Genomic DNA, 21,419 nt, shown 5'->3' on the forward strand with positions numbered 1-21,419 from the left:
CTCCCTGCTCCCCGTGCCACGCCAAGATTAGCCCGACAGGCCCTTCGGCATGCCGTCCTCCACCGGCTGTGTGGATTCCAGATGCCCCCAGGTGACGAGGCGGTGGCTGTGACCCCACTCGGGATCGCAGGTGGTCAGGGTCAGATAGCGCCCGGGAACGGTGTAGCCGGACTTCTCCGGCACGGGATCGACGACCGCGACGTCGGTGGGCACCGTGCGGTAGGGTGCGCGGTCGATCTCGTACGTGTACCAGGTGCGGCCGTCGGTGAGGACGACCTCGTCGCCCTCGCGCAGCCGCGGGAAGTCCTTGAACGGGTCCCCGTAGGTGCGCCGGTGGCCGGCGACGGCGAAGTTGCCCACCGCGCCGAGCCGGGCGGAGCCGGCGTAGTGGCCCAGGCCGCGCTTGAGCGTTCCGGTCTCCGTGCCCTGCAGCACCGGCTTGTGCCAGGCGCGCCCGAGCCGGGGGACGTACATGACGGCGAATGCCTTGCCCTGTGGATACGGCGTCGCCTTGGGGGCGGGTTTCGCGGAATCCGGCACCTTGTGCGGGGTGGACGGCCGCGCCGTGCCGGCCGGTTGCGTCGCCCAGCTGTCCTGGAGCCGGTGGATCTCGCCGTCCATGGCGCTGTCGGCCCGTAAGCCGGTCCAGAAGAGCACGTACACCACGAAGAGCACCATCAGCGCGCCCGCGGTGACGCACAACTCGCTCAGCGTCCGCACCACCAGGCGCACGGCGATCACCCCACAGGCTTGGCGTAGTGCAGATCCACTGTGCCGGAGTAGCCGGGCAGCGTCACCCGCTTGTCGTCCTCGACTTTCCATCCGAGTCCGTAGGCGTTGACGTACTGCAGGTAGTTCTGGATCGCGGGGCTCCGGTCGATCGCCTTGTGGAGCTTGCCGGGGTCGCCCACCGCCGTGATCTTGTACGGCGGGGAGTAGACGCGCCCCTGCAGGATGAGGGTGTTGCCGACGCAGCGGACCGCACTGGTGGAGATCAGCCGCTGGTCCATGACCTTGATGCCCGAGGCGCCGCCCGCCCACAGGGCGTTGACGACGGCCTGCAGATCCTGCTGGTGGATCACCAGGTCGTTGGGCTGCGGGTCCGGCACGCCGGGGATGAGCGGCGTGGCGTTCGGCGGCGCGTCGTTCAGAGTGACGGAGACGGCGGGGCCGCTCAGCTTGCTCGTGCCCGCCTTGGCGGACAGCCGGTCCAGCATGTCGCGGGTGGCGTCGCTGACCCCGCTGTCGGCGTGGGCGAGCGAATCGACGTCCTTGCGCACGCCGGAGAGCTCGTTGTCGAGCTGCTCGTTCTGCCGGCTCTTCTCCTGCACCCGGTCCGACAACCGCAGCAAAGGCTCGTCGGTGCGGATGTCCACACCCTTGGCAGTGTCGAAACTCACCCAGAACAGCAGGCCGGCGAGGGCGAAAACGGCGGCACTGAGCAGGCGAAGCACCACAGACCGGGCAGATCGGCGGGGAGGGGAGGCGTGGACCGGAGCGCTCACCGTAGCCTTATCTCCTTCCAACCCTTGGAAGCACTACGCTAACGGACGCCCGGTGGCCTGGTTCCCCATGCCGCCCGCCAGATCACACCACACGTCACACGCGCGGTCACGCAGCGCATCGACAGGAGAGTCCCTCGTGCCGAAGTCACGGATCCGCAAGAAGGCAGACTTCACCCCGCCGCCGGCGAAGACCGCCGCCATAAAGCTGAGCAGCGGCAGGGGCTGGGTCGCGCCGCTGATGCTGGCGCTCTTCCTCGTCGGTCTGGCGTGGATCGTCATCTTCTATGTGACGCAGGGCAGCTGGCCCGTGGAGCAGCTGGGCAACTGGAACATCGCCGTGGGCTTCGGCTTCATCGCGGGTGGCTTCGTCGTCTCCACGCAGTGGAAGTAGTCGATCGCACAGTTATCCACAACCGTCATCCACAGTGTTGAAAAGGTCGCATGATCTGTGGATAACCACTACCGGGTTGACGCCGGTGTGACCGGTGGTCCGATGTACGGGCCACCGGTCTTTCATTGATCTTGCAGGTCAGACACGGTGTGTGCGGGTCCGTGCACGGCTTGCCCACAGGATGCACAGGGGGCCTGTCCATCTCTGTGGATAACGTCAGATCAACAGAGCGGGTTACGGGCTAGCCGGTGATTCTTGCGACGCCCACCCAGGCGACGACCAGCACCGCGACCAGCACCCCGGCGGCCGTCCCCCACTGCACGAGCGTGCGGTGCTCGCGTGGCGCGTAGGCCATCCCCACGGCCGCGAGGGCACCCGCGACCAGGCCGCCGATGTGGGCCTGCCAGCTGATGCCCGCCCAGAAGAACGTGAAGACCAGGTTCAGCCCGAGCAGGATCAGGACCGGGCGCATCTCGTAGCGCAGCCGCCGCATGAAGACCGCCGTCGCGCCGAACAGTCCGAAGATCGCACCCGAAGCGCCGAGCGTCGCGGTGTTGGGGGCCGTCAGCAGCAGGACCAGCGCACCGCCGCCCAGCCCGGAGATCAGATAGAGCGCGATGTAGCGGGCCCGGCCGAGCAGCCCTTCCAGCGGGGCGCCGATCCACCACAGCGAGAGCATGTTGAAGCCGATGTGCCACGGCTCCTCGTGCAGGAACATCGAGCTGATCAGCCGGTACCACTGGTCCGCGCCCAGGGCGACGCCGAAGCAGCCGGAATCGTTGCAGGCCGCCCCGACCAGCGCCAGCTCGGGGGTCACCACCTCCTTGCCGAGCGCCAGCACGAGCAAGAAGACCACCAGGTTCAGCCCGATGAGGATCTTGGTCACCAGACGTGGGTCGCCCGCCACGCTGCCGCCCGCCACCGTGCGCGGCCCGGTGGCCTGCGCATCCCGGCGCGCGTCGCGCACGCACTCGGGACAGTGGAAGCCGACCGAGGCGTTGACCATGCACTCGGGACAGATCGGCCGCTCGCAGCGCGAGCACCGGATGCCGGTCTCCCGGTCCGGATGCCGGTAGCAGCGGACCGTCTGATCGGTCATCTCTCAGCCCTTCACCGCGGAATCGCCCCGCTCCTCAGACGGACGGGCGGTGCCGTTGAGTTCCCGGGACGCCCTACCGGCGCTCGATGACCACGCTCTCGATGACGACGTCCTCCACCGGGCGGTCGGTGCGCGGGTTGGTCGGGGTGGTGGCGATGGCGTCCACGACCTTCTGGCTGGCCGGGTCGACGACCTCGCCGAAAATGGTGTGCTTGTGGGTCAGCCAGGTCGTGGGGGACACCGTGATGAAGAACTGCGAGCCGTTGGTGGCCGGCCCGGCGTTCGCCATGGCCAGCAGGTACGGCTTGGTGAAGGCCAGCTCCGGGTGGAACTCGTCGCCGAACTGGTAGCCCGGGTCGCCGGTGCCGTTGCCCAGCGGGTCGCCGCCCTGGATCATGAAACCGGAGATGACGCGGTGGAAGACCGTGCCGTCGTAAAGGTGCTCCTTGGAGGGCCGGCCGGTCCGCGGGTCGGTCCATTCGCGGGTGCCCTCGGCGAGCTCGACGAAGTTCTTGACGGTCTTCGGCGCGTGGTCCGGCAGGAGCCGGATGGTGATGTCCCCGTGGTTGGTCCTCAGGGTGGCGTGGAGCTGCTCGGCCACGGTCTACCTTCCATCAGTCCTTGACGACAGGGACAAATCCTCGCACGTCGGGGCTTCTCCCGCGCCACGTCGCGAACCGGCCCCGCGGCGGTACCCCGGGCGGACGCCGCCTTGACCCGGATGCCCGCACGCACATGCCGTTCCCCGTCCTCGCGGGCATGATTTCAAACCGGGTGGAAAGGCGAAAACGTAACGCCACCGAGGAGGAGGTTCTCGTGACCCGCATCGACAGCGTGCGCGACGCAGCCGGAAGGACGAAGGACAGCGTGCGACACGCCGCGGACGTGGTGGCGCCGTACGCCGACACAGCGAAGGACAGCGCCGCGCACTACGCGGACGAGGCGCGGCTGTATCTGGCACCCAGGGTGTCGTCGGCCGCCCAGCAGGCCCGCGACGCGGCTCGACTGCAGTACGACGCCCACCTGGCGTCGCGTGTCGACCAGGCCCTGGCAGCGGTGCCACCGGGAGTACAGCAGGCCGTCGGCACCGCCGCCCTGCGCACCCGCAGGACGGCACGCCAGGCGGCCGACTACACGGCCCCGCGTATGGAGCAGGCGGTCAGCACCGTCCGTTCGATCGCCCAGCCGGCCGCGGAGGAGGCGGCGGTCCGGGCGGCCGCGGCGGTCGCCGTGCTGCGCAGCCATGTGACGGCCGCCGACATCCGCAAGCTGGAGCGCCGCCGGGTGCGGCGTGCCCGTACCGGGCGCTTCGCCAGGGGATTCCTGCTGGTGGGCCTGGTCGCGGGCGGCGGATTCGCGGCCTGGAAGTGGTGGAGCAAGCAGACCAATCCCGACTGGCTGGTGGAGCCCGCGCCGGCCACCGAGGTCGCCGACCGCGCCTCGCTCAACGGCGGGGTCGGCTCCGACGCCGCCTTCGGCAAGGTCGACGGCTCGCCGGTCGACGCCCTCGACCCCGAGGTGCAGGCCAAGCAGGCCGAGGCGGACTCCAAGGACCGTCCCGGCAACGGGGAGACCTATCCCTGAGACGGCCCTCGGGCCCCCAGGCCCCCTGGACAGCGGCGGTGGTGCGGTGCCGGCACCACCGCCGCGTGACCGCTGATGACGCCGGAGGGCGGCGGACCGCACGGTCCGCCGCCCTCCGGCGCGCGTACAGGCCCCGGCCGCGGGCTCACCGCCCCGCGGGCACGGGCAGGTCCGCGGCCTCCGGCTCCGCCTCGGGGTCGGGGATCTCCGCGGGCACCGCGCGCAGGGCCCAGCGGGCCGCGACCGCGCCGCAGGCGATGAGCACCGCGCCGGCCAGCGTCGTGACCTGGATGCTGTGGCAGAACGCGTCCTTGGCGGTGTCCGTCAGCGCGTCCCCCGCCGCGCCCGGGATCAGGCCACCGGCCTCGACCGCCCCGCCGACCGATTCACGGGCGGCGCGCGCCGCGCTGCCGGGCAGCCCGGCGGGCAGGACCAGGGCGTCGCGGTAGACCGTGCCGAGGACGGAGCCGAGGACGGCGATGCCCAGCGACCCGCCCATCTCCATCGCCGTCTCCGAGACGGCCGCGGCCGCGCCGGTGCGGTCCTTGGGGGCGCTCGCCAGGATCGTGTCGTTGGTGACCGAGACGATCAGGATGATGCCCATGCCGTTGGCGACCAGCGGCGCCAGCAACTCCCCGTAGGGCGTGCCGGGGTCGGACAGCTGCCCGAGGACCGCGGTGCTCGCGGCCACCAGGGCGAGCCCCAGGGCGACGACCCTGGCCCGGCCGAGACGCGGGATCAGCGCGGTGGCGAGCGGCGCGGCGAAGGCGGCGGCGAGCGGGCCGGGAAGCAGCGCCAGGCCCGCGGTGAACGGCGACCAGCCGCGGACGGTCTGGAAGTACATCGCGAAGGCCAGCGACAGCGTGGACGAGGCGAAGATCATCACCAGGTTCGCGCCGACCGCGCCGCTGAAGGCGGGATTGCGGAACAGCCGCAGGTCGATCAGCGGCTCCTCGACGCGGACCTGGCGGCGGACGAAGAGCACCAGGGCCACGACCCCCACCGCCGCCGCGATCCACACCGGCGCGTGGCCGGCGCCGTCCCGGAAGCCGGCCTTGATCGCGTAGATGGACCCCAGCACCCCGGTGACCGACAGCGGGATACCGGGCCAGTCCAGCCGTCCCGGGCGCGGGTTGCGCGACTCGGGCAGCACCATCACCCCGGCCACCAGGACGACGGCCATCAGCGGAACGTTGACCAGGAAGACCGAGCCCCACCAGAAGTGGTCCAGCAGCAGCCCGCCGACGACCGGGCCTAGCGCGAAGCTCGCCGCGGCGATACCGCTGCTGATGCCGATCGCGGTGGTGCGCTCCTTGGGGTCGGTGAAGGCGTGGCGCAGCAGGGAGAGCGTCGAGGGCACCATCATCGCCCCGGCCACACCCAGCAGGGCGCGCCCGGCGATGAGCGGCCCGGGGCCGGGCGCGTACGCGGTGAGGAGCGAGGCGACGCCGAAGGCGGCGGCACCGAGCAGCATCAGCCGCTTGCGGCCGAGGCGGTCGCCGAGATTGCCCATGACCACCAGCAGGCCGCCCATGGCGAAGCCGTAGACGTCGGAGATCCACAGGATCTGGGTGCCGCTCGGGTGCATGTCCCTGAGCAGGGACGGGATCGCGTAGTTGAGGACGCTGTTGTCTATGCCGAGGAGCATGGCGGCCAGGCAGCAGACGGCCAGCGCGGCCCACCGGTGGCGGGCGGGGCCGGGGGCCCGCGGGGTCGGGGTGGTGCGTGTCGTCGTCATGGGCGCAACGGTGGCCGGGAGGGCTGACCGGCCGCGCACCGCACGCTGACCGGCGGCTACGCGCCGGCGACCGGCCCGGTCAGCGCCCGCAGGGCCCGGTCCACGGGGAGCCGCGCGCCGCGCGCGTACGCCGCCTCGTACCCGGTGGAACCCAGGGCGGCCCGTACGGCGGCGTCCGTACGGTCGGTCTCGGGGAGCGCGGGCAGCGAGGGGCCGCGCAGGGCGCGGGCCACGCCGAGGCGCTCGGCGGCCGCGGCGGGGTCGCCGTCGGCGAGCGCGAGATCGGCCTGGGCCTCGGCGAGGGCTGCCGCCAGCGGCAGGTTCCGGGCGCCGTGCCCGGGGTCGGCGGCCTCCAGGAACCGGGTGCGGGCCTGTTGGGGACGGCCTTCCGCCAAGGCGATCCGGCCCAGCGCGATGAGCGTCTCGGTGCGTGCGCCCTCGCCGGTGTACCAGCCGGTCAGGCACTCGGACAGGGCGAGTTCGCACAGCCGGCGCGCCTCGGCGAGGTCGCCTTCCAGGCGCGCGCACTCGCCGAGGCCGAGGTGGGCGCCGGCGAGCAGTTCGCGGGCTCCGGTCCTGCGGGCGAGCTCCAGGCACGCGGTGAAGTCCGCCCGGGCCGGGCCGGCACGGCCCGCGCGGACGGCGCTCTTGCCACGTTCGCCGAGCAGTTCGGCGACGTTCTCCGTGGCACCGATCTCCCGCGCGACGGTCAGTGCCTCGTCGACGAGACCCATGGCGCGCCGCAGATCGCCGCGGGCCCCGGAGAGCCAGGCCAGCTGGGTGAGGGCCATGGTGGTGCCCCACCGGTCACCGAGCGCCCGGAAGGCCGAGAGCGCGGCGACGAACTCCGCCTCTCCGCCGTCGATGTCGCTCTCCACCATCCACAGCTGGAATCCCGAGCCGATGTGCATCAGCGCGGTCTGCCAGGGCTCCTCGCCCATCCCCGCCAGCTCCCGCTGGTACTCCGCGTACGTCTCGGTGTCGGGGACGCCGGAAAAGGGCGCCCACAGCAGGTTGAGCACAGGGAACCGGCGGGGCAGACCACCGAGCCGGCGCACGACCTCTCCCACGGAGGCGAAGTGCGCGGCCAGTTCACCCTGATCCGCGGTGCCGGCCGCGGCCGTCATCACGCAGAGCGCGTACTCCTCGTCCAACCCCCCCGGCGGGCCCGTCCCGGTCGCCCGGAGCAGTTCGACGGCGGGTTGCGCGCCCTCGTAGCGCATGCCGCGGAGCATCCAGTACGTGCACAGGGAGGCGAGCAGCCGCAGGGCGGCGGCGGTGTCCCCCGCGGCGACGGCGCCGCGCAGGGCGGAGTGCAGGTTGTCGTGGTCGGCGGCCAGGAGACGCAGCCATTCCAGCTGTTCGGCGCGTCGCAGATGCGGGTCCGCGGTCAGCGCCAGGTCGAGGAAGTACGCGGCGTGCGCGCGGCGCAGCCCCTCGGTCTCCCCGGCCTCCGCCGCGCGGTCGGCGGCGTAGGCGCGGATGGTCTGCAGCAGCCGGTAGCGCGTCCCGTCAGCGGCGCCATCCTCGGGCCGCCGGAAGACGACGAGCGACTTGTCGGCGAGCGAGGCGAGCAGGTCCAGCACGTCGTCGGCGTCGATCACCGGGACGCCCGGCACCCGGTCCGCCGGTCCTGCGCAGACCGCCTCGGCGGCGGCGAGGGTCCAGCCGCCGGCGAAGACGGACGCCCGGCGCAGGACGGTCCGCTCCTCCTCGGACAGCAGCTCCCAGCTCCAGTCCACGACCCCGCGCAGGGTGCGCTGGCGCGGCTGCGCGGTCCGGCTGCCGCGGGACAGCAGCCGGAAGCGGTCACCGGAGCCGGCGGCCCCCGGGAGGGCGTCGAGCCGGTCGGCGATCTCGGCCGCGGACAGCGAGCGCAGACGGGCGGCGGCCAGCTCGATGGCGAGCGGCATGCCGTCCAGGGCCCGGCAGATACGGGCGGCGGCACCGGGGTCCGGCAGGCTCTCGCCGGCTCCGGCCGCCGCGGCACGATCGGCGAGCAGCCGGACCGCGGGGGAGGCGAGTACGGCGGCGTCGTCCGCCCCCTCCTCGGGCAGCGGGAGCGGCGCGAGCGGGGACAGCGCCTCCCCGGTGATCCCCAGCGCCTCCCGGCTCGTCGCCAGGACGCGCAGGCCGGCGCAGGCGGACAACAGCCCGTGGGCGAGGCGCGCCACGTCGTCGATCAGGTGCTCGCAGTTGTCCAGCACCAGCAGCAGGTCGCGATCGGTGAGCGCGGCCGTGAGCCGCGCGAGGGGATCGGGCGCCGCCCCCGCTTCCCGCCCGCCGGGGGACAGCGGTCCCGCCTCGCGCAACCCCAGGGCCCCGGCGACGGCCTGCGGCACGGCGGAGCCGTGGGTCAGTCCGGACAGGTCGACGAAGCACGCCTCCCCGGTGTGCCGGCCCGCGGCCTCGACGGCGAGCCGGGTCTTGCCCGCGCCGCCCGGGCCGACCAGCGTGACCAGCCGCGCGCCGGCCAGCAGCGACCCGATCCGCAGCAGCTCCTCCTCACGGCCGATGAAGCTGGTGAGCTGGGCCGGCAGCGGTGGCGCGACGCGCAAGACGGCCGGTGTTTCACGTGAAACACCCGAAGCGCGGGAAACGGGCAGCGCGCGGACCACCGGGCCCGGATCGCCGCGCAGCACCGCCAGATGCGTCTCCGCGAGCTCCGGTCCAGGGTCGGCCCCCAAGGAGTCGGCGAGCTCGCGGCGCGCGTCCTCGTAGACCGCCAATGCCTCGGACTGGCGCCCGGTGCTGTGCAGCGCCCGCATCAGCTGGGCCCGCAGCCGCTCGCGGAGCGGATAGGCGGCCACCAGCTCGCGCAGCTCCGCCGCCAGTTCGCCGTGCCGGTGGGCGTCGAGCGTGAGGTCCGCGGCGATCCGGTCCTCCAGTGCCGCGACGCGCAGCTCTTCCAGACGCGTGATCTGCGGCCCGGCGAAGGGCGCATCGCCCACGTCCGACAGCGCGGACCCCCGCCACAGCCCGAGCGCCTCACGGAGCAGCCCGGCCGCCCGAGGGGTCTCACCGGCGGCCAGTGCCTCCCGGCCCTCGGCGGCGAGCCGCTCGAAGCGGTGGACGTCGACCTCGTCCCGTGACACGGCGAGCCGGTATCCACCAGGGTGGCTCTCGACGGGCGCCCCCATCGCGGAGCGCAGCCGGGAGACCTGCGACTGGAGCGCGTTGCCCACGCCGGCCGGCGGCTCCGCACCGTACAGACCGTCGATCAGGCGCTCGGTGCTGACGATCCGCCCGGCTTCCAGCAGCAGCATCGCGAGCAGCGCGCGGCGGCCGGGGCCGCCCGCCGAAGCGGTCTCCCCGTCGGGCCGCAGGGCCCGCGTCTCCCCCAGAATGCCGAACCGCACGCCGCCGATTGTGCCGCAACGACCGCCCGGACGGGCTAACCGTCCTGAAGGACGGCCAGGATGTTCCCGGCCGGATCGGTGAACCAGGCGATCGCCGGGCCGCCGGTAGCGCGGGCGACTCCCTTCTCGTCGTGCTCGAAGCCGGGGTAGCGCTCGAAGGTCACACCGCGCCGGATCAGCTCGTCCACCGCCCGGTCGATGTCGTCGACGGGGAAGTTCAGGACGGTGAACGACGCCGGCGTGTGGCCCGGCTTCGGGTACACCAGCACCCGGGTGCCGCCCTCGATCCGCAGGGTCAGCAGCCCGTGCTCCTCGGAGACGTCCAGCCCCAGCGTGTCCCCGTAGAACTCCCTGGCCTTCCGGAGGTCGTCCACGGCGAAGCCGCTGAACGCCTTCGTTTTTCCGAACATGGCTCCAGACATGGCTCCAGCATGCCGAAGCACCGGGCCGGCCGCCCTCCGGGGCGGGGCGGAAAGACGACGGGCCGGGACCTCGGTGAGGTTCCGGCCCGGTCAGGGTCCGTGGAGCCTAGGGGAGTCGAACCCCTGACATCCGCCATGCAAAGACGGCGCTCTACCAACTGAGCTAAGGCCCCGTGCCGCAGACCAGCCTACCGGCTGCCGCGACGATCACCGACCGAGTATCGGTGTCCGTAGGATGACGGGCAAGTTCGCGGCCGCAAAGGTCCCCCGTCAGGAGCCCGCATGGACACCTCTCAGCAGGATGCCACCGCACGCGCCCGGGAGATGCAGCGCACCTGGTACGGCGAACCGCTCGGCGCGCTCTTCCGGCGGCTGATGGCCGATCTGGGGCTCAACCAGGCCCGGCTGGCAGGGATCCTGGGCCTGTCGGCGCCGATGCTGTCGCAGCTGATGAGCGGGCAGCGGGCCAAGATCGGCAATCCGTCGGTCGTGCAACGGCTCCAGGCACTGCGGGAACTCGGCGCCGAGGCCGCCGACGGGATCGTCACCGCCGCGGAAGCGGCCGGCCGGATGGAGGAGATCCGGCAGTCCGAGGGCTCCTCGGTGCTGAGTACGACGCAGAGTTCGTCCGCCGCGCGGCAGCTGCCGCCCGCGCGCCGCGTCGTCCACGAACTGCGCACGCTGCTGCGCGCGACGGCGCCGCCCGCCGAGATCGCCCAAGCCGCCGACTCCCTCGCCCCTGCCCACCCCCAACTGGCAGAGTTCCTCCGTGTGTACGGCGCCGGGCCCGCCGAGGACGCGGTTCGGCACTACGAGGCGCACCAGCAGCGGGGACAGGGGGCGGACACAGGGCATGGGTGAGGTCTTCGCGGGCCGGTACGAGCTGGTCGACCCGGTCGGGCGTGGCGGTGCGGGCACGGTGTGGCGGGCCTGGGACCGGCGGCGCGGCCGCTATGTGGCGGCCAAGGTGCTGCAGCAGAGGGACGCCCACGCGCTGCTGCGCTTCGTCCGCGAGCAGGCCCTGCGCATCGACCACCCGCACGTCCTCGCCCCCGCGAGCTGGGCCGCCGACGACGACAAGGTGCTGTTCACCATGGACCTGGTGCGCGGCGGTTCTCTGGCGCACCTCATAGGCGACTACGGCCCGCTGCCCCCGCGCTACGTGTGCGGTCTGCTGGACCAGTTGCTGTCCGGGCTGACCGCGGTGCACGCCGAGGGCGTGGTGCACCGCGACATCAAACCGGCGAACCTCCTGATGGAGGCGACCGGCACCGGCCGCCCGCACCTGCGGGTGTCGGACTTCGGCATCGCGATGCGCAAGGGCGAACCCCGCCTCACCGCCGCCGACTACGTGGTCGGCACGCCCGGTTATTTCGCGCCCGAGCAGATGATGGGCGCCGACCCGGACTTCCCCGCCGACCTGTACGCCGCCGGGCTGGTCGCGCTCTACCTGCTGAGCGGCGGCAAGCCGGACGCCGAGGCCATCGTCACCCAGTACGCGCGGGGGATGCCGCGTGCGCCGCTCGGTGTCCCGGAGCCGTTGTGGGAGGTCGTCGGGACGCTGCTGCAACCCGACCCCGAGGCCCGTTTCCGCACGGCGGCCGGCGCCCGCAAGGCGCTGGCCGCGGCGGTGGAACTGCTGCCCGGGGCGGATCCCGGCGAGGAACCGGTGGAGGTCTTCGACCAGATCGGCCCGCTGCCCGAGGGCTTCTCCCCGGACGGACCGGTGCGCCCGGCGCGGACCACGGAGGACACCGGCAGCTTCCGGCTGCCGCCGCCGCTGCCGCTGTCACTGCCCGCGCCGATGCCGCCGACGCCGCCGACACAGCCCCCCGCCACCCCCGCGCCCACGCGCCCGTACCCGGCGACCGCCGCCGGGGAGGGCACACCGCCCGTTGCCACCCCCCGTCGCGGCCCCACCGCCAGGGTCGTCGTACCCGTGCTGCTGGTCACCGCGCTGTGCTTCGCCTTCGGCATCTGGGCGCTGTCGGCGACCTCCTGAAGGCCGCGCCGGATCACCCGCCGGCGCGCCGCCGGGCGGACACCACCCACACCGCCAGCCAGAGCAGGAGCGTGGTCCCCGCGCCCAGCGAGGCGAAACCGGCCGTCCGCAGGGCGGATTCGCCCCCGGGGCCGTTCTCCCCGGGCAGTCCGAGATCCGCGGTCGGGTCGCCGTCGTACCGCGGTGCGGACTGCGCCTGGCCCTCCAGGCCGACCCGCAGCGTGACCGGGACCGCGCCGCGCACAAAGTCCGCGACGTCCCGGTGGACGGTGACCGCCACGTAGTACGGGCCGGCGAAGCGTGCCGCGGAGACCCTGTCGTCGGACTCCCAGCGGTTGGCGTAGGCGACCTTGCCGGTGGTCGCCGTGACGGAGGTCTGCTTCCCGGAGTACGCGCCGGTCGCGCCGCCGACGAATCCCCAGCGCGGGTTGTAGACCTCCACGCGCACGCCCGAACCCGCGAAGCCGCCGGCGTTCGTCACCTGCGCGTTGGCGAACTCGGCGTCGACCCACGCCTGCCGCCCCCACTCCACGGGCACTTCGTAGAAACGGGTCTGCCCCGGCGGCACCTGATCCTTCCACACGCCCGGACCGAGCTTCGCCGCCCCGGCGAAGTCCGTGCCGCCCACCGTCCCGCGCGCGGTGCCGGACGCGGGCACGGGAGTCCGCGTACCGGCGCTCGCGGCGGGCCCCGGCGTGGCGCCGGCGACGAGCCCCGGCTCGGTCGTGAGGCGTATCTGCAGCGGCCACGGCGCGGGGTCGGAGGTGCCCGCGGACTTGCGGGTCACGGACAGGACGTAGGCGTGCGCCTCCTGGCACTGCTCGTCCGCGCCGATCGTGCGCTTGACCCATGTGCCGAGCGGCCGGGCGGCGCCGTCGCCGGAGAAAGCGCGGTAGTCGCTGTCACAGCGGGTGCCATCGGTGCTCTCCAGGCTCAGGTCGATGCCGTCGCCGAACGCCACCTCTGCGCCCGGCTCGGGGAGCGCGAAGACGGCGAGGTAGGCCGAGCTCTTCGCGTCGAGCTGGACGGCGTAGTGCCGCGCACCCTCGCCCGGGGGCAGGGTGTCCTGGTACAGCACACCGGCCGTGAGCTGGGGGGCGTCGGCCGTGCTCGGTTCGCCCCGCACCGTCTCGCCCCGCGGCTGCCAGACCGGCGCGGGAGAGGCGGCGAAGGCTGCCCCCGCCGGTCCGGCGGGCCCGGCCGGCAGCACGAGCGCGGCCACCACGGCCACCAGCGCCTTGCGGATCACGCCCCGTCCCTCCGTCGTCGGCCCAGCGCGGCCGCCGCGGCGACCCCCGTGAGCGCCACAGCGCCGCCCGCGCCTGCCGCGACCACATCCCTCGCGGTCATGAATCCTCCCCCGTCCTTGCCGCCCCCGGCCACAGCCGCCGCGACGCCCGTACCGGCCGCCTCGGAAGGCGAACCGCCGCCCCGCGCGGCCGCCTTGTACTGCGGACCGGCCAGCTCCGTCCCCGTCACGTCCATGCGCAGGACGACACCCACCGCCGCGTTCCGCGCCGCGCCCGGCCCGAGCGAGACGGCGACGTAGTAGTCCCCGCTCGTGCGGGCGCCCGGGGCCGCGCCCGTGGCGACCCAGCGATTGCTCCACGTCACCGGCACCGTACCGAGCCCCACCGACACGGGGTGCCCGGAATAGCCGCGCCGCTGCGAGGAACCCGAGGCGTCCTCCACGGGCTGCCGGTCCGGCCCGTACGCCGCCGTCGCCACGAAGGACGGCGCCGTGGGCCGGTCCGCGTCCCCGTTCGCGTTCGCGTCCCGCACCGGCTCATTGGCGAACTCCGCGACATACACCAGCCGTTGTCCCCAGCCCACCCGCACCTTGTAGAAGCGGGTCTGCCCGGGCAGCAGCGCGTCGCGCCACACGCCCTCGCCCAGCCGGAGCGCGTCGTTGAAGCCCGTGCCGCCCTCGACGTCCCGGGGCGTCCCGGCCACCACCCCGGCCGCTTCCCCGAACCGCGTCGCGGCGGGCGCCGGGGTGGTACCGGCGGCAAGTGGCACCTCGGTGCCGTAGCGCAGTTCGACCGGCCAGCGCGCCCGGTCCGAACCGGCGGCGCTGGTGCGGTGCACGGACAGCAGGTAGCGCCCGGCTTTGTCGCAGGTGCCGTGCCCGTCGGCGGACGGGACGCGGCTGACGGCGCCGCTGAGCACCATGGCGCCCTCGTCCTGCCCGAAGTGCACCGAATCCGTGCCGCAGGCCGCGGAGTACGGGCCCGGGGCGCCGAGCCGCAGCTCGATCCCGTCCCCGTAAGCGACCTTGACGCCCGTGCGCGGCACCGCGGTGACCGCCAGGTCGGCCGTGGCCGCGGCGTCCAGGGTCACCGCGTACCAGCGGGTCTCGTCGGGCCCGATGGCGTCGGTGTACTGACCTGGCGTCAGGCCCGGGGCGTCCTTCATGCTGCTGCCGCCCCCGATCCGCCGGCCCCGCAGCCGGTACGCGTCCGCGGTGAGCATCGAGGCCCGGGTCAACTGCCCTACGTGGGCTGCCGCGTCGGGCGCGTGGGCGCCGCAGGTGTGTCCCTTGGGACGCACGGGCTGCCACAAGCGCCTGTCGTCACAGCCGGGCACCCGTAAGCCGGTCGGAGCGCCCTCCAAAAGCGCGCCCACGACCGCCAACGGAGCCGCCCCGGCCGCGAGCAGCGCCACGCCCACCGCGCACACCAGCGGCGCCGTTCCTCGTCGCATGTGCCCTTCCCCCTCGCACATCGTCGGCTGCGGCGACGCTATTGATTTGCGAGAGCAAATACAAGGGGATCCCGTCACGGTCGCACAACGACGAAGCCCCGGCCACACCGTGGCCGGGGCTTCGGGAATCCTTGTGTGAAGCGGGCTTTGCCCGCCTCAGACGCTCGCGCCGGAACCGGCGGGAACGGAGTCGGTCGCCTCCGTCCACAGGTCCTGCTCGGCGCGGTCCGCCTGAATCTGGCGGTACACGAGAAGACCGCCGATGGCGGCCAGTGCGACCAGGAGCAACTTCTTCACCGCGCGACCTCGTCCTTCTTGCGTGGGGGTCCTCCGACCAGCCCGACTATACACACCGGTCGATATCGAACGGTGATCTGTCTATCCACCCCAACGGTAGTACGCGACGCGAGGAAACGGTCCGTCCGGATGAAAGCCGAGGCCCTCGGTTCGCGCTGATCGGCTCCTTTACCGGGGCGGTTCCACGTGAAACCGACCTCGCGCAGCGGCGTCGACGCCGGCCGTGCCTCCTCCCGCCCCTCGATGTCAGTGCGGACCGCGCCTCGGCGGACGCAACACGGCCCACATGACGAGCGATTGAAGGGCGTGGGTGCATCGTCCGGCGAGTCGCTCGACGGTGGAGCGTCGCAGGGTGCACAGCCATACGTAACCGCTCAGGGAGACGCAGAGGCACCCCCAGCTCTGCCACTACCAAGCCCGCGTCGACGGGTCTCGCCCCGTGCACAGGTAGAGCGTCCAGACGACCGCCGCCGCGAGCCCCTGCGCGACCAGCCAGGCCCTGAGCACTTGGCCGCGGGCGGCCCAGCGGGAGGCAAGGAGACCGACGGGAATCCGGACGGCGACGTGGCACATCAGGAGCCAGACCATCAGCCCGAACACTTGACCATAGGTCGCCATGGACACGACCGGCATCTGACAGAAGCCGACGACCAGCACCACGCCGCTCACGTGCATGGCGGCGACGTTCAACAGAACATGCCACGTCCCGATCCAGTGGCGCTCGTTGTCGCTCGCCCGCACGTCGACCTCCCCTGCGGCATGGATCATCCCCGCCGCTGCCCTGAATGCCGAAGGGCCCTGGGAGATTTCCCGGGGCCCTTCACGCCGGTTCCCGTGTCAGGCGCCGGTGTCAGTTCGTGGCGCCTTGGGGTCTCTCACTGACGCCGTTGGCCAAGGACACAGAACTCATTGCCCTCGGGGTCTGCCATGACGATCCACGACTGGTCACCCTGCCCGATGTCGACACGCTTCGCACCATGAGCCTCGAGGCGGGCCACCTCGGCGTCCTGGTCATCAGGCCTGAAGTCGAGATGCAGCCGGCTCTTGGCCTTCTTGAGCTCGTCGATCCGGACGAAGTCCAGCCCCGGCAGGCGATCCGGCTCCGGGCGGATCTCGAACTCGTCATCAGAGGAGTGCACCACAACCCAGCCGAGAGCCTCGGCCCACCACTGCCCCAATGCCACCGGATCCACGGAGTGAACGATTACCTGTTCCCATTCCAAGGTCATCCTCCGACCCTAGGTCCACCGGGGCTTCGAAAGCAGGCGCTTTAACCGCTCGGAGCAAGGCCGCACAGCAGATGCCGACGGCCCACCCTCGATAATCGAGTGAACGTACGCAAGTGGCTGCGTAGGGTGACGAACGTGGACCCAGCTGACTTCTACACCGGCATCGTCGCGGAACTCTACGGACCGCTGAAGTCCTTCTCCCAGGACCCCGAACCCTACGCAGCCTTCATTCAGCAGACCGGCATGCCGGCACTTGAGCTGGGGTGCGGAGACGGTGATCCCCTGCTCGAACTGCGCCGACGCGGCCTGGACGTCGACGGCGTCGACTCCTCCGCCGACATGCTGGAGCGGCTCCGGCGCCGGGCAGACGAACAAGACATCCGTGCCACCGTGTTCCACCAGCGCATGGAGGCCTTGAACCTGCCCCGCCGCTACCGGGCGATCTTCCTTGCCGGGCCGACCTTCACCCTGCTCCCCGATGACGCCACAGCGCTCGCCGCCCTGCACGGCATCCGGGCTCACCTGGCTGAGGGCGGCACCGTCCTGGTGCCCCTGTTCACCCCCACACCGACCCCCGCCGAACGGATCGGTCGGGTGCGCACGGCCGCCGCACCCGACGGCGCCGAGCTCCGGATATCCGTCGTCGCCGAGCAGCGCGACGAGACCGCCCGGACACAGACGGCGCTTCTACGCTACGAACGGCACCACGGCTCGGACAGCACCATCGAAGAGCGCCCGTGGATCATGCACTGGTACCCCCGGGACCAGTTCGAGAAGCTGGCCACGACCGCCGGCCTGGCCGTGACCGCGGTCACCGATCCGGACGGCAAGCCAGCCCCTGCCGAGGGCACCGACCTGCTGCACTTCCGACTCCAAGCCAGCTGACCATGCCGACCTGACGGATCGATAGTCACAGCTCATACACAGGTCACCAAAGCGGCTGTCCACAGGTGCCGGGGACGAGCTGGGGTATCCGTCTGAACATGATCGTTTCACGGACGGCCTTTGGCCAGTCGTGTCGCCGCCGTGGACTACTTTCCGTCGTAGTCCAAGCCATACGCCGCCTTCCGCAACGCACGCCCCACCTTGTAGGCGCCGAATTCCGCCTCAAGCCCGGACTCCTCGATCCCCTCCCGCAGCTCCACCGCGACCGCCCGCCACGCATCCAGCAGCCGGTCACTCTCCGCCCGCGTCTCCTCGTCCCACTCCGGCACCGGGCGCTGCGTCCCCCGCCGATGCACGCCGATCGCCTCCCGCGCCTCGTCGTACGAACGTTGCAGGTCAGCGAGGGATCCGGGGACAGGAATGGACTTGCCGGACTTGGGATCCTCGGGATCGGGAACTGAGATGACGGTCATGCCGCGGACCCTAACCCCGGCCACTGACACCGGAAGGGTTCGTCGCCGACAGCTACCGCTACGCGCCGCGCGGTCACTGAGACTGTTCGGAAGGCAGCCACGGCAGAGAACGCCGCCGGGGTTGCCGGAGCGCACGTTCCGGGCGGTGACGAACGGGACATCGTGGCCCTGCTTGGGGACCTATTGAGCGGGGGCAATCCCCTCGGCTGATGTCACCCGTGGATGCCAAAGGGCCCCTGGGAGATTTCCCCAGGGGCCCTTCACGCTGGTGGGGCTAACAGGACTTGAACCTGTGGCCTCTTCCTTATCAGGGAAGCGCTCTAACCGTCTGAGCTATAGCCCCGCGCTGCGTCGCGTTGAAAGATTAGCGCACGCGGGGCCCTGTCCCAAAATCGGTTACTCGTCCTCTGCCAACGTCAGCTCGACGCCGCCGACCAAGCCCGCCGACATGTTGTAGATGAAGGCGCCGAGCGTGGCCAGGGCGGTGGCCAGCACCACGTCGATGACGGCGATGACCGACGTGAAGGTCAGCACCCGCGACAGCGACAGGAACGACACCAGGTCGAAGCCGCCGTCCGAGCCGGACGAGGTGGCCTCGCTGAGGGTCCCGCCGACCGTGCTGAAGACGCCGATGGTGTCGAGCACCATCCACAGGACGGCGACCGCCACGATCGTGCAGACGCCCAGGGCGATGGAGAGCAGGAAGCTGACCTTCATCACCGACCACGGATCCGCCTTGGCCACCCGCAGGCGGGCCTTGCGGGTCCGCGGGACCTGCCGGGCCGCCGGACGCGGCTGGCGGACGCCTGCGGTGGCCGGAGGGCCCGCCGGGGGCGCGTACGCCTGTGGTGGCTGGTGCGGGCCCTGGGGGGCCTGCTGGGGCTGCTCGGGGGCGCCGGGCACGGCCCCGTAGGTCTGCGTCTGCTGTCGCACCGCGTGCTGGTGGTGCGGCGGACGGGTGTCAGTCACGGTGGTTCCCCCCTGATGCGGGCCGCTGTCCGTACGTGAGCCAGGGGCACCACCGATCGCGTCCGGAGCCGCAGCCGGCATCGGCTGCGCTCCTTCCGCTCCCGTCCCACCCGCGGCGCCCTCGGCTCCACTCACGGCTACTTACTCCTCCGAATCGGCGGCCGCGGGCTGCTCGCCCTCGACCTCTTCGGCGGCGACGACCTCTTCGGCCTCCGCCCCCGCCTCGGCATTGCGTGCGATGCCCACGACGGCATCCCTCTTACCGAGGTTGATCAGCTGGACGCCCATGGTGTCACGCCCGGTCTCGCGGATCTCGTTGACGCGGGTGCGGATCACTCCGCCGCCGAGTGTGATGGCGAGGATCTCATCGGTTTCCTCGACCACCAGCGCCCCGACCAGCGAACCCCGGTCTTCGACGATCTTCGCCGCCTTGATGCCGAGTCCGCCGCGGCCCTGGACCCGGTACTCGTCCACACTGGTCCGCTTGGCGTACCCGCCATCGGTGGCGGTGAAGACGAACGTACCCGGTCGAACGACATTCATCGAGAGCAGTTCGTCCCCCTCGCGGAAGCTCATGCCCTTCACGCCCGATGTCGCCCGGCCCATCGGCCGCAGCGCGTCGTCCGTCGCCGTGAACCGGATGGACTGTGCCTTGCGGCTCACCAGGAGCAGATCGTCGTCCGGACCGACCAGCTCGGCGCCGATCAGCAGGTCCTCGCCGCCGTCCTCGGTCTCGCGGAGATTGATCGCGATGACGCCGCCCGCGCGGGGCGAGTCGTAGTCCTTGAGCGGAGTCTTCTTCACCAGGCCCGAACGGGTGGCCAGCACCAGGTAGGGCGCCGCGTTGTAGTCGCGGATGGCCAGCACCTGGGCGATCTGCTCGTCCGGCTGGAAGGCCAGCAGGTTGGCCACGTGCTGCCCGCGGGCGTCCCGGCCGGCGTCCGGCAGCTCGTACGCCTTGGCGCGGTAGACCCGGCCCTTGTTGGTGAAGAACAGCAGCCAGTGGTGGGTGGTGGTGACGAAGAAGTGGTCGACGATGTCGTCTTCCTTGAGCTTCGTACCGCGCACACCCTTGCCGCCGCGCTTCTGGGAGCGGTAGTCGTCCGTCTTCGTGCGCTTGACGTAACCGCCGCGGGAGATCGTGATGACGATGTCCTCCTCGGCGATCAGGTCCTCGATGGACATGTCGCCGTCGAAGGGCACCAGCGCGGAGCGCCGGTCGTCGCCGAACTTCTCGACGATCGCCGTGAGCTCCTGGCTGATGATCCCGCGCTGCAGCTCGGGCGAGGCCAGGATGCGGTTGTACTCGTTGATCTTCGCCTGGAGTTCGTCATGCTCCTGGACGATCTTCTGCCGCTCCAGGGCCGCCAGCCGGCGGAGCTGCATCTCGAGGATCGCGTTGGCCTGGATCTCGTCGATCTCCAGCAGGCCCATCAGGCCTTCACGCGCCACGTCGACCGTCGCGCTGCGCCGGATGAGGGCGATGACCTCGTCGATCGCGTCCAGGGCCTTCAGCAGACCGCGCAGGATGTGGGCGCGCTCCTCGGCCTTGCGCAGCCGGAAGCGGGTCCGGCGGACGATGACCTCGATCTGGTGGGTCACCCACTGCTTGATGAACTGGTCGAGCGAGAGCGTGCGCGGCACGCCGTCGACCAGCGCCAGCATGTTGGCGCCGAAGTTCGTCTGCAGGTCCGTGTGCTTGTAGAGGTTGTTCAGCACGACCTTGGCGACGGCGTCGCGCTTGAGCACGATCACCAGGCGCTGGCCGGTGCGCGACGAGGTCTCGTCGCGGACGTCGGCGATGCCGCCGACGCGGCCGTCCTTCACCAGGTCGGCGATCTTCTGGGCCAGGTTGTCCGGGTTCACCTGGTACGGCAGCTCGGTGACGACCAGGCACTGCCGGCCCTGGATCTCCTCGACCTCGACGACCGCCCGCATCGTGATGGAGCCGCGGCCGGTGCGGTACGCCTCCTCGATGCCCCTGCGGCCCACCACCAGGGCGCCGGTCGGGAAGTCGGGGCCCTTGATGCGCTCGATGAGGGCTTCCAGCAGTTCCTCGCTGGACGCGTCGGGGTTGGCCAGGCACCACTGGGCGCCCTCGGCGACCTCGCGCAGGTTGTGCGGCGGGATGTTGGTCGCCATGCCGACCGCGATGCCGGCGGAGCCGTTGATCAGCAGATTGGGGAAGCGCGCCGGCAGGACCGTCGGCTCCTGGTTGCGGCCGTCGTAGTTGTCCTGGAAGTCGACGGTCTCCTCGTCGATGTCCCGGACCATCTCCATCGACAGCGGCGCCATCTTGCACTCGGTGTACCGCATGGCGGCGGCCGGGTCGTTGCCCGGGGAACCGAAGTTGCCGTTGCTGTCGACCAGCGGCATGCGCATCGACCACGGCTGCGCCAGGCGGACCAGCGCGTCGTAGATCGAGGAGTCGCCGTGCGGGTGGTACGTGCCCATGACGTCGCCGACGACGCGGGCGCACTTGTAGAAGCCGCGCTCGGGGCGGTAACCGCCGTCGTACATCGCGTACAGCACACGGCGGTGGACGGGCTTGAGCCCGTCACGGACGTCCGGCAGCGCGCGGGAGACGATGACGGACATCGCGTAGTCGAGGTAGCTGCGCTGCATCTCCGTCTCGAGGCCCACGGGCTCGATCCGCATGGTGCCCGTCGCGGCGGCGCCCTCTGGGCTTTCGGGCGTGACGGGGGTCTTGTCGTCGGCCATTGCTGGTCAAAGTCCTTTCGAGCTGCGGCTGATGGGGGCCGA

Annotated in this window: 20 protein-coding genes and 2 tRNA genes; 5 read left to right on the forward strand and 17 right to left on the reverse strand. The window is 71.8% G+C overall.

Annotation, left to right across the window (positions count from 1 at the left end):
• Positions 1-27 precede the first annotated feature (27 nt).
• Positions 28-738, reverse strand: coding sequence for a class E sortase (locus tag ACFWVC_RS07855; protein WP_384280453.1), 711 nt, complete (start codon positions 736-738; stop codon positions 28-30).
• Positions 738-1,454: a DUF881 domain-containing protein gene (locus ACFWVC_RS07860; RefSeq protein WP_384280197.1), complete on the reverse strand. Its 717-nt coding sequence runs from the start codon at positions 1,452-1,454 to the stop codon at positions 738-740. Before ACFWVC_RS07860 ends, ACFWVC_RS07855 begins: the two co-directional genes overlap by 1 nt.
• Positions 1,455-1,641: 187 nt before the next feature.
• Here ACFWVC_RS07860 and crgA point away from each other — a divergent pair, with 187 nt between their 5' ends.
• Positions 1,642-1,896 (forward strand): cell division protein CrgA, encoded by a 255-nt coding sequence (gene crgA / locus ACFWVC_RS07865; RefSeq protein WP_384280199.1) that lies wholly within the window; start codon positions 1,642-1,644, stop codon positions 1,894-1,896.
• Positions 1,897-2,137: 241 nt separating this feature from the next.
• Here the strand turns inward: crgA and ACFWVC_RS07870 are convergent, their stop codons facing one another.
• Together ACFWVC_RS07870 and ACFWVC_RS07875 are read right to left on the reverse strand one after the other, a co-directional pair.
• A complete protein-coding gene (locus tag ACFWVC_RS07870; protein WP_384280201.1) occupies positions 2,138-2,995 on the reverse strand; it encodes a rhomboid family intramembrane serine protease in 858 nt (285 codons plus the stop codon).
• Between the two features lie 73 nt (positions 2,996-3,068).
• A complete protein-coding gene (locus ACFWVC_RS07875; RefSeq protein WP_384280203.1) occupies positions 3,069-3,596 on the reverse strand; it encodes a peptidylprolyl isomerase in 528 nt (175 codons plus the stop codon).
• A gap of 215 nt (positions 3,597-3,811) precedes the next feature.
• Here ACFWVC_RS07875 and ACFWVC_RS07880 point away from each other — a divergent pair, with 215 nt between their 5' ends.
• Positions 3,812-4,579 carry a DUF5324 family protein gene (locus ACFWVC_RS07880; RefSeq protein WP_384280204.1) on the forward strand — a complete coding sequence of 256 codons (768 nt, stop codon included), beginning with the start codon at positions 3,812-3,814 and terminating at the stop codon, positions 4,577-4,579.
• 145 nt (positions 4,580-4,724) lie between these two features.
• On the opposite strand, the gene ACFWVC_RS07885 is transcribed toward ACFWVC_RS07880, so the two are convergent.
• The 4 genes from ACFWVC_RS07885 to ACFWVC_RS07900 all read right to left on the reverse strand — a co-directional run bounded on the left by ACFWVC_RS07885 (position 4,725) and on the right by ACFWVC_RS07900 (position 10,271).
• A complete protein-coding gene (locus ACFWVC_RS07885) occupies positions 4,725-6,317 on the reverse strand; it encodes an MFS transporter (RefSeq protein ID WP_384280206.1) in 1,593 nt (530 codons plus the stop codon).
• Between the two features lie 56 nt (positions 6,318-6,373).
• Entirely contained in the window at positions 6,374-9,676 is a 3,303-nt protein-coding gene (locus ACFWVC_RS07890) for a BTAD domain-containing putative transcriptional regulator (protein WP_384280208.1), read from the reverse strand.
• Between the two features lie 35 nt (positions 9,677-9,711).
• Positions 9,712-10,086, reverse strand: a complete 375-nt coding sequence (locus tag ACFWVC_RS07895) for a VOC family protein (RefSeq protein WP_384280210.1) — start codon at positions 10,084-10,086, stop codon at positions 9,712-9,714.
• A 112-nt stretch (positions 10,087-10,198) separates the two neighbouring features.
• Positions 10,199-10,271, reverse strand: a tRNA-Ala gene (locus tag ACFWVC_RS07900).
• A 109-nt stretch (positions 10,272-10,380) separates the two neighbouring features.
• Here ACFWVC_RS07900 and ACFWVC_RS07905 point away from each other — a divergent pair.
• Together ACFWVC_RS07905 and ACFWVC_RS07910 are read left to right on the forward strand one after the other, a co-directional pair.
• Positions 10,381-10,959 (forward strand): helix-turn-helix domain-containing protein, encoded by a 579-nt coding sequence (locus tag ACFWVC_RS07905; protein ID WP_384280212.1) that lies wholly within the window; start codon positions 10,381-10,383, stop codon positions 10,957-10,959.
• Positions 10,952-12,100, forward strand: coding sequence for a serine/threonine-protein kinase (locus ACFWVC_RS07910; protein ID WP_384280214.1), 1,149 nt, complete (start codon positions 10,952-10,954; stop codon positions 12,098-12,100). Before ACFWVC_RS07905 ends, ACFWVC_RS07910 begins: the two co-directional genes overlap by 8 nt.
• 13 nt (positions 12,101-12,113) lie before the next feature.
• Here the strand turns inward: ACFWVC_RS07910 and ACFWVC_RS07915 are convergent, their stop codons facing one another.
• The 5 genes from ACFWVC_RS07915 to ACFWVC_RS07935 form a co-directional block, all read right to left on the reverse strand.
• Positions 12,114-13,349, reverse strand: coding sequence for a hypothetical protein (locus tag ACFWVC_RS07915; RefSeq protein WP_384280216.1), 1,236 nt, complete (start codon positions 13,347-13,349; stop codon positions 12,114-12,116).
• Positions 13,346-14,803, reverse strand: a complete 1,458-nt coding sequence (locus ACFWVC_RS07920; RefSeq protein WP_384280218.1) for a hypothetical protein — start codon at positions 14,801-14,803, stop codon at positions 13,346-13,348. Before ACFWVC_RS07920 ends, ACFWVC_RS07915 begins: the two co-directional genes overlap by 4 nt.
• A gap of 156 nt (positions 14,804-14,959) precedes the next feature.
• Positions 14,960-15,100 carry a DLW-39 family protein gene (locus ACFWVC_RS07925; protein WP_319132034.1) on the reverse strand — a complete coding sequence of 47 codons (141 nt, stop codon included), beginning with the start codon at positions 15,098-15,100 and terminating at the stop codon, positions 14,960-14,962.
• 408 nt (positions 15,101-15,508) lie between these two features.
• Positions 15,509-15,868 (reverse strand): hypothetical protein, encoded by a 360-nt coding sequence (locus ACFWVC_RS07930; protein ID WP_384280221.1) that lies wholly within the window; start codon positions 15,866-15,868, stop codon positions 15,509-15,511.
• A gap of 107 nt (positions 15,869-15,975) precedes the next feature.
• Positions 15,976-16,329, reverse strand: coding sequence for a VOC family protein (locus ACFWVC_RS07935; protein ID WP_384280222.1), 354 nt, complete (start codon positions 16,327-16,329; stop codon positions 15,976-15,978).
• A 135-nt stretch (positions 16,330-16,464) separates the two neighbouring features.
• On the opposite strand from ACFWVC_RS07935, the gene ACFWVC_RS07940 reads away from it, so the two are divergent.
• Positions 16,465-17,214 carry a class I SAM-dependent methyltransferase gene (locus ACFWVC_RS07940; RefSeq protein WP_384280225.1) on the forward strand — a complete coding sequence of 250 codons (750 nt, stop codon included), beginning with the start codon at positions 16,465-16,467 and terminating at the stop codon, positions 17,212-17,214.
• Between the two features lie 146 nt (positions 17,215-17,360).
• Here ACFWVC_RS07940 and ACFWVC_RS07945 read toward each other — a convergent pair whose 3' ends face one another.
• The 4 genes from ACFWVC_RS07945 to gyrA all read right to left on the reverse strand — a co-directional run bounded on the left by ACFWVC_RS07945 (position 17,361) and on the right by gyrA (position 21,377).
• Complete coding sequence (locus ACFWVC_RS07945; protein WP_384280226.1) at positions 17,361-17,687, reverse strand: hypothetical protein; 327 nt, start codon at positions 17,685-17,687, stop codon at positions 17,361-17,363.
• 266 nt (positions 17,688-17,953) lie between these two features.
• A tRNA-Ile gene (locus tag ACFWVC_RS07950) sits at positions 17,954-18,030 on the reverse strand.
• A 53-nt stretch (positions 18,031-18,083) separates the two neighbouring features.
• On the reverse strand, positions 18,084-18,791 hold the full coding sequence (locus tag ACFWVC_RS07955) for a DUF3566 domain-containing protein (protein WP_384280230.1): 708 nt from the start codon (positions 18,789-18,791) through the stop codon (positions 18,084-18,086).
• Positions 18,792-18,797: 6 nt separating this feature from the next.
• Positions 18,798-21,377, reverse strand: coding sequence for a DNA gyrase subunit A (gyrA, locus tag ACFWVC_RS07960; protein ID WP_384280234.1), 2,580 nt, complete (start codon positions 21,375-21,377; stop codon positions 18,798-18,800).
• Between the last annotated feature and the right edge of the window lie 42 nt (positions 21,378-21,419).

Source organism: Streptomyces sp. NPDC058691 (assembly GCF_042714775.1).
In the GTDB taxonomy this organism is placed as follows: Bacteria; Actinomycetota; Actinomycetes; order Streptomycetales; family Streptomycetaceae; genus Actinacidiphila.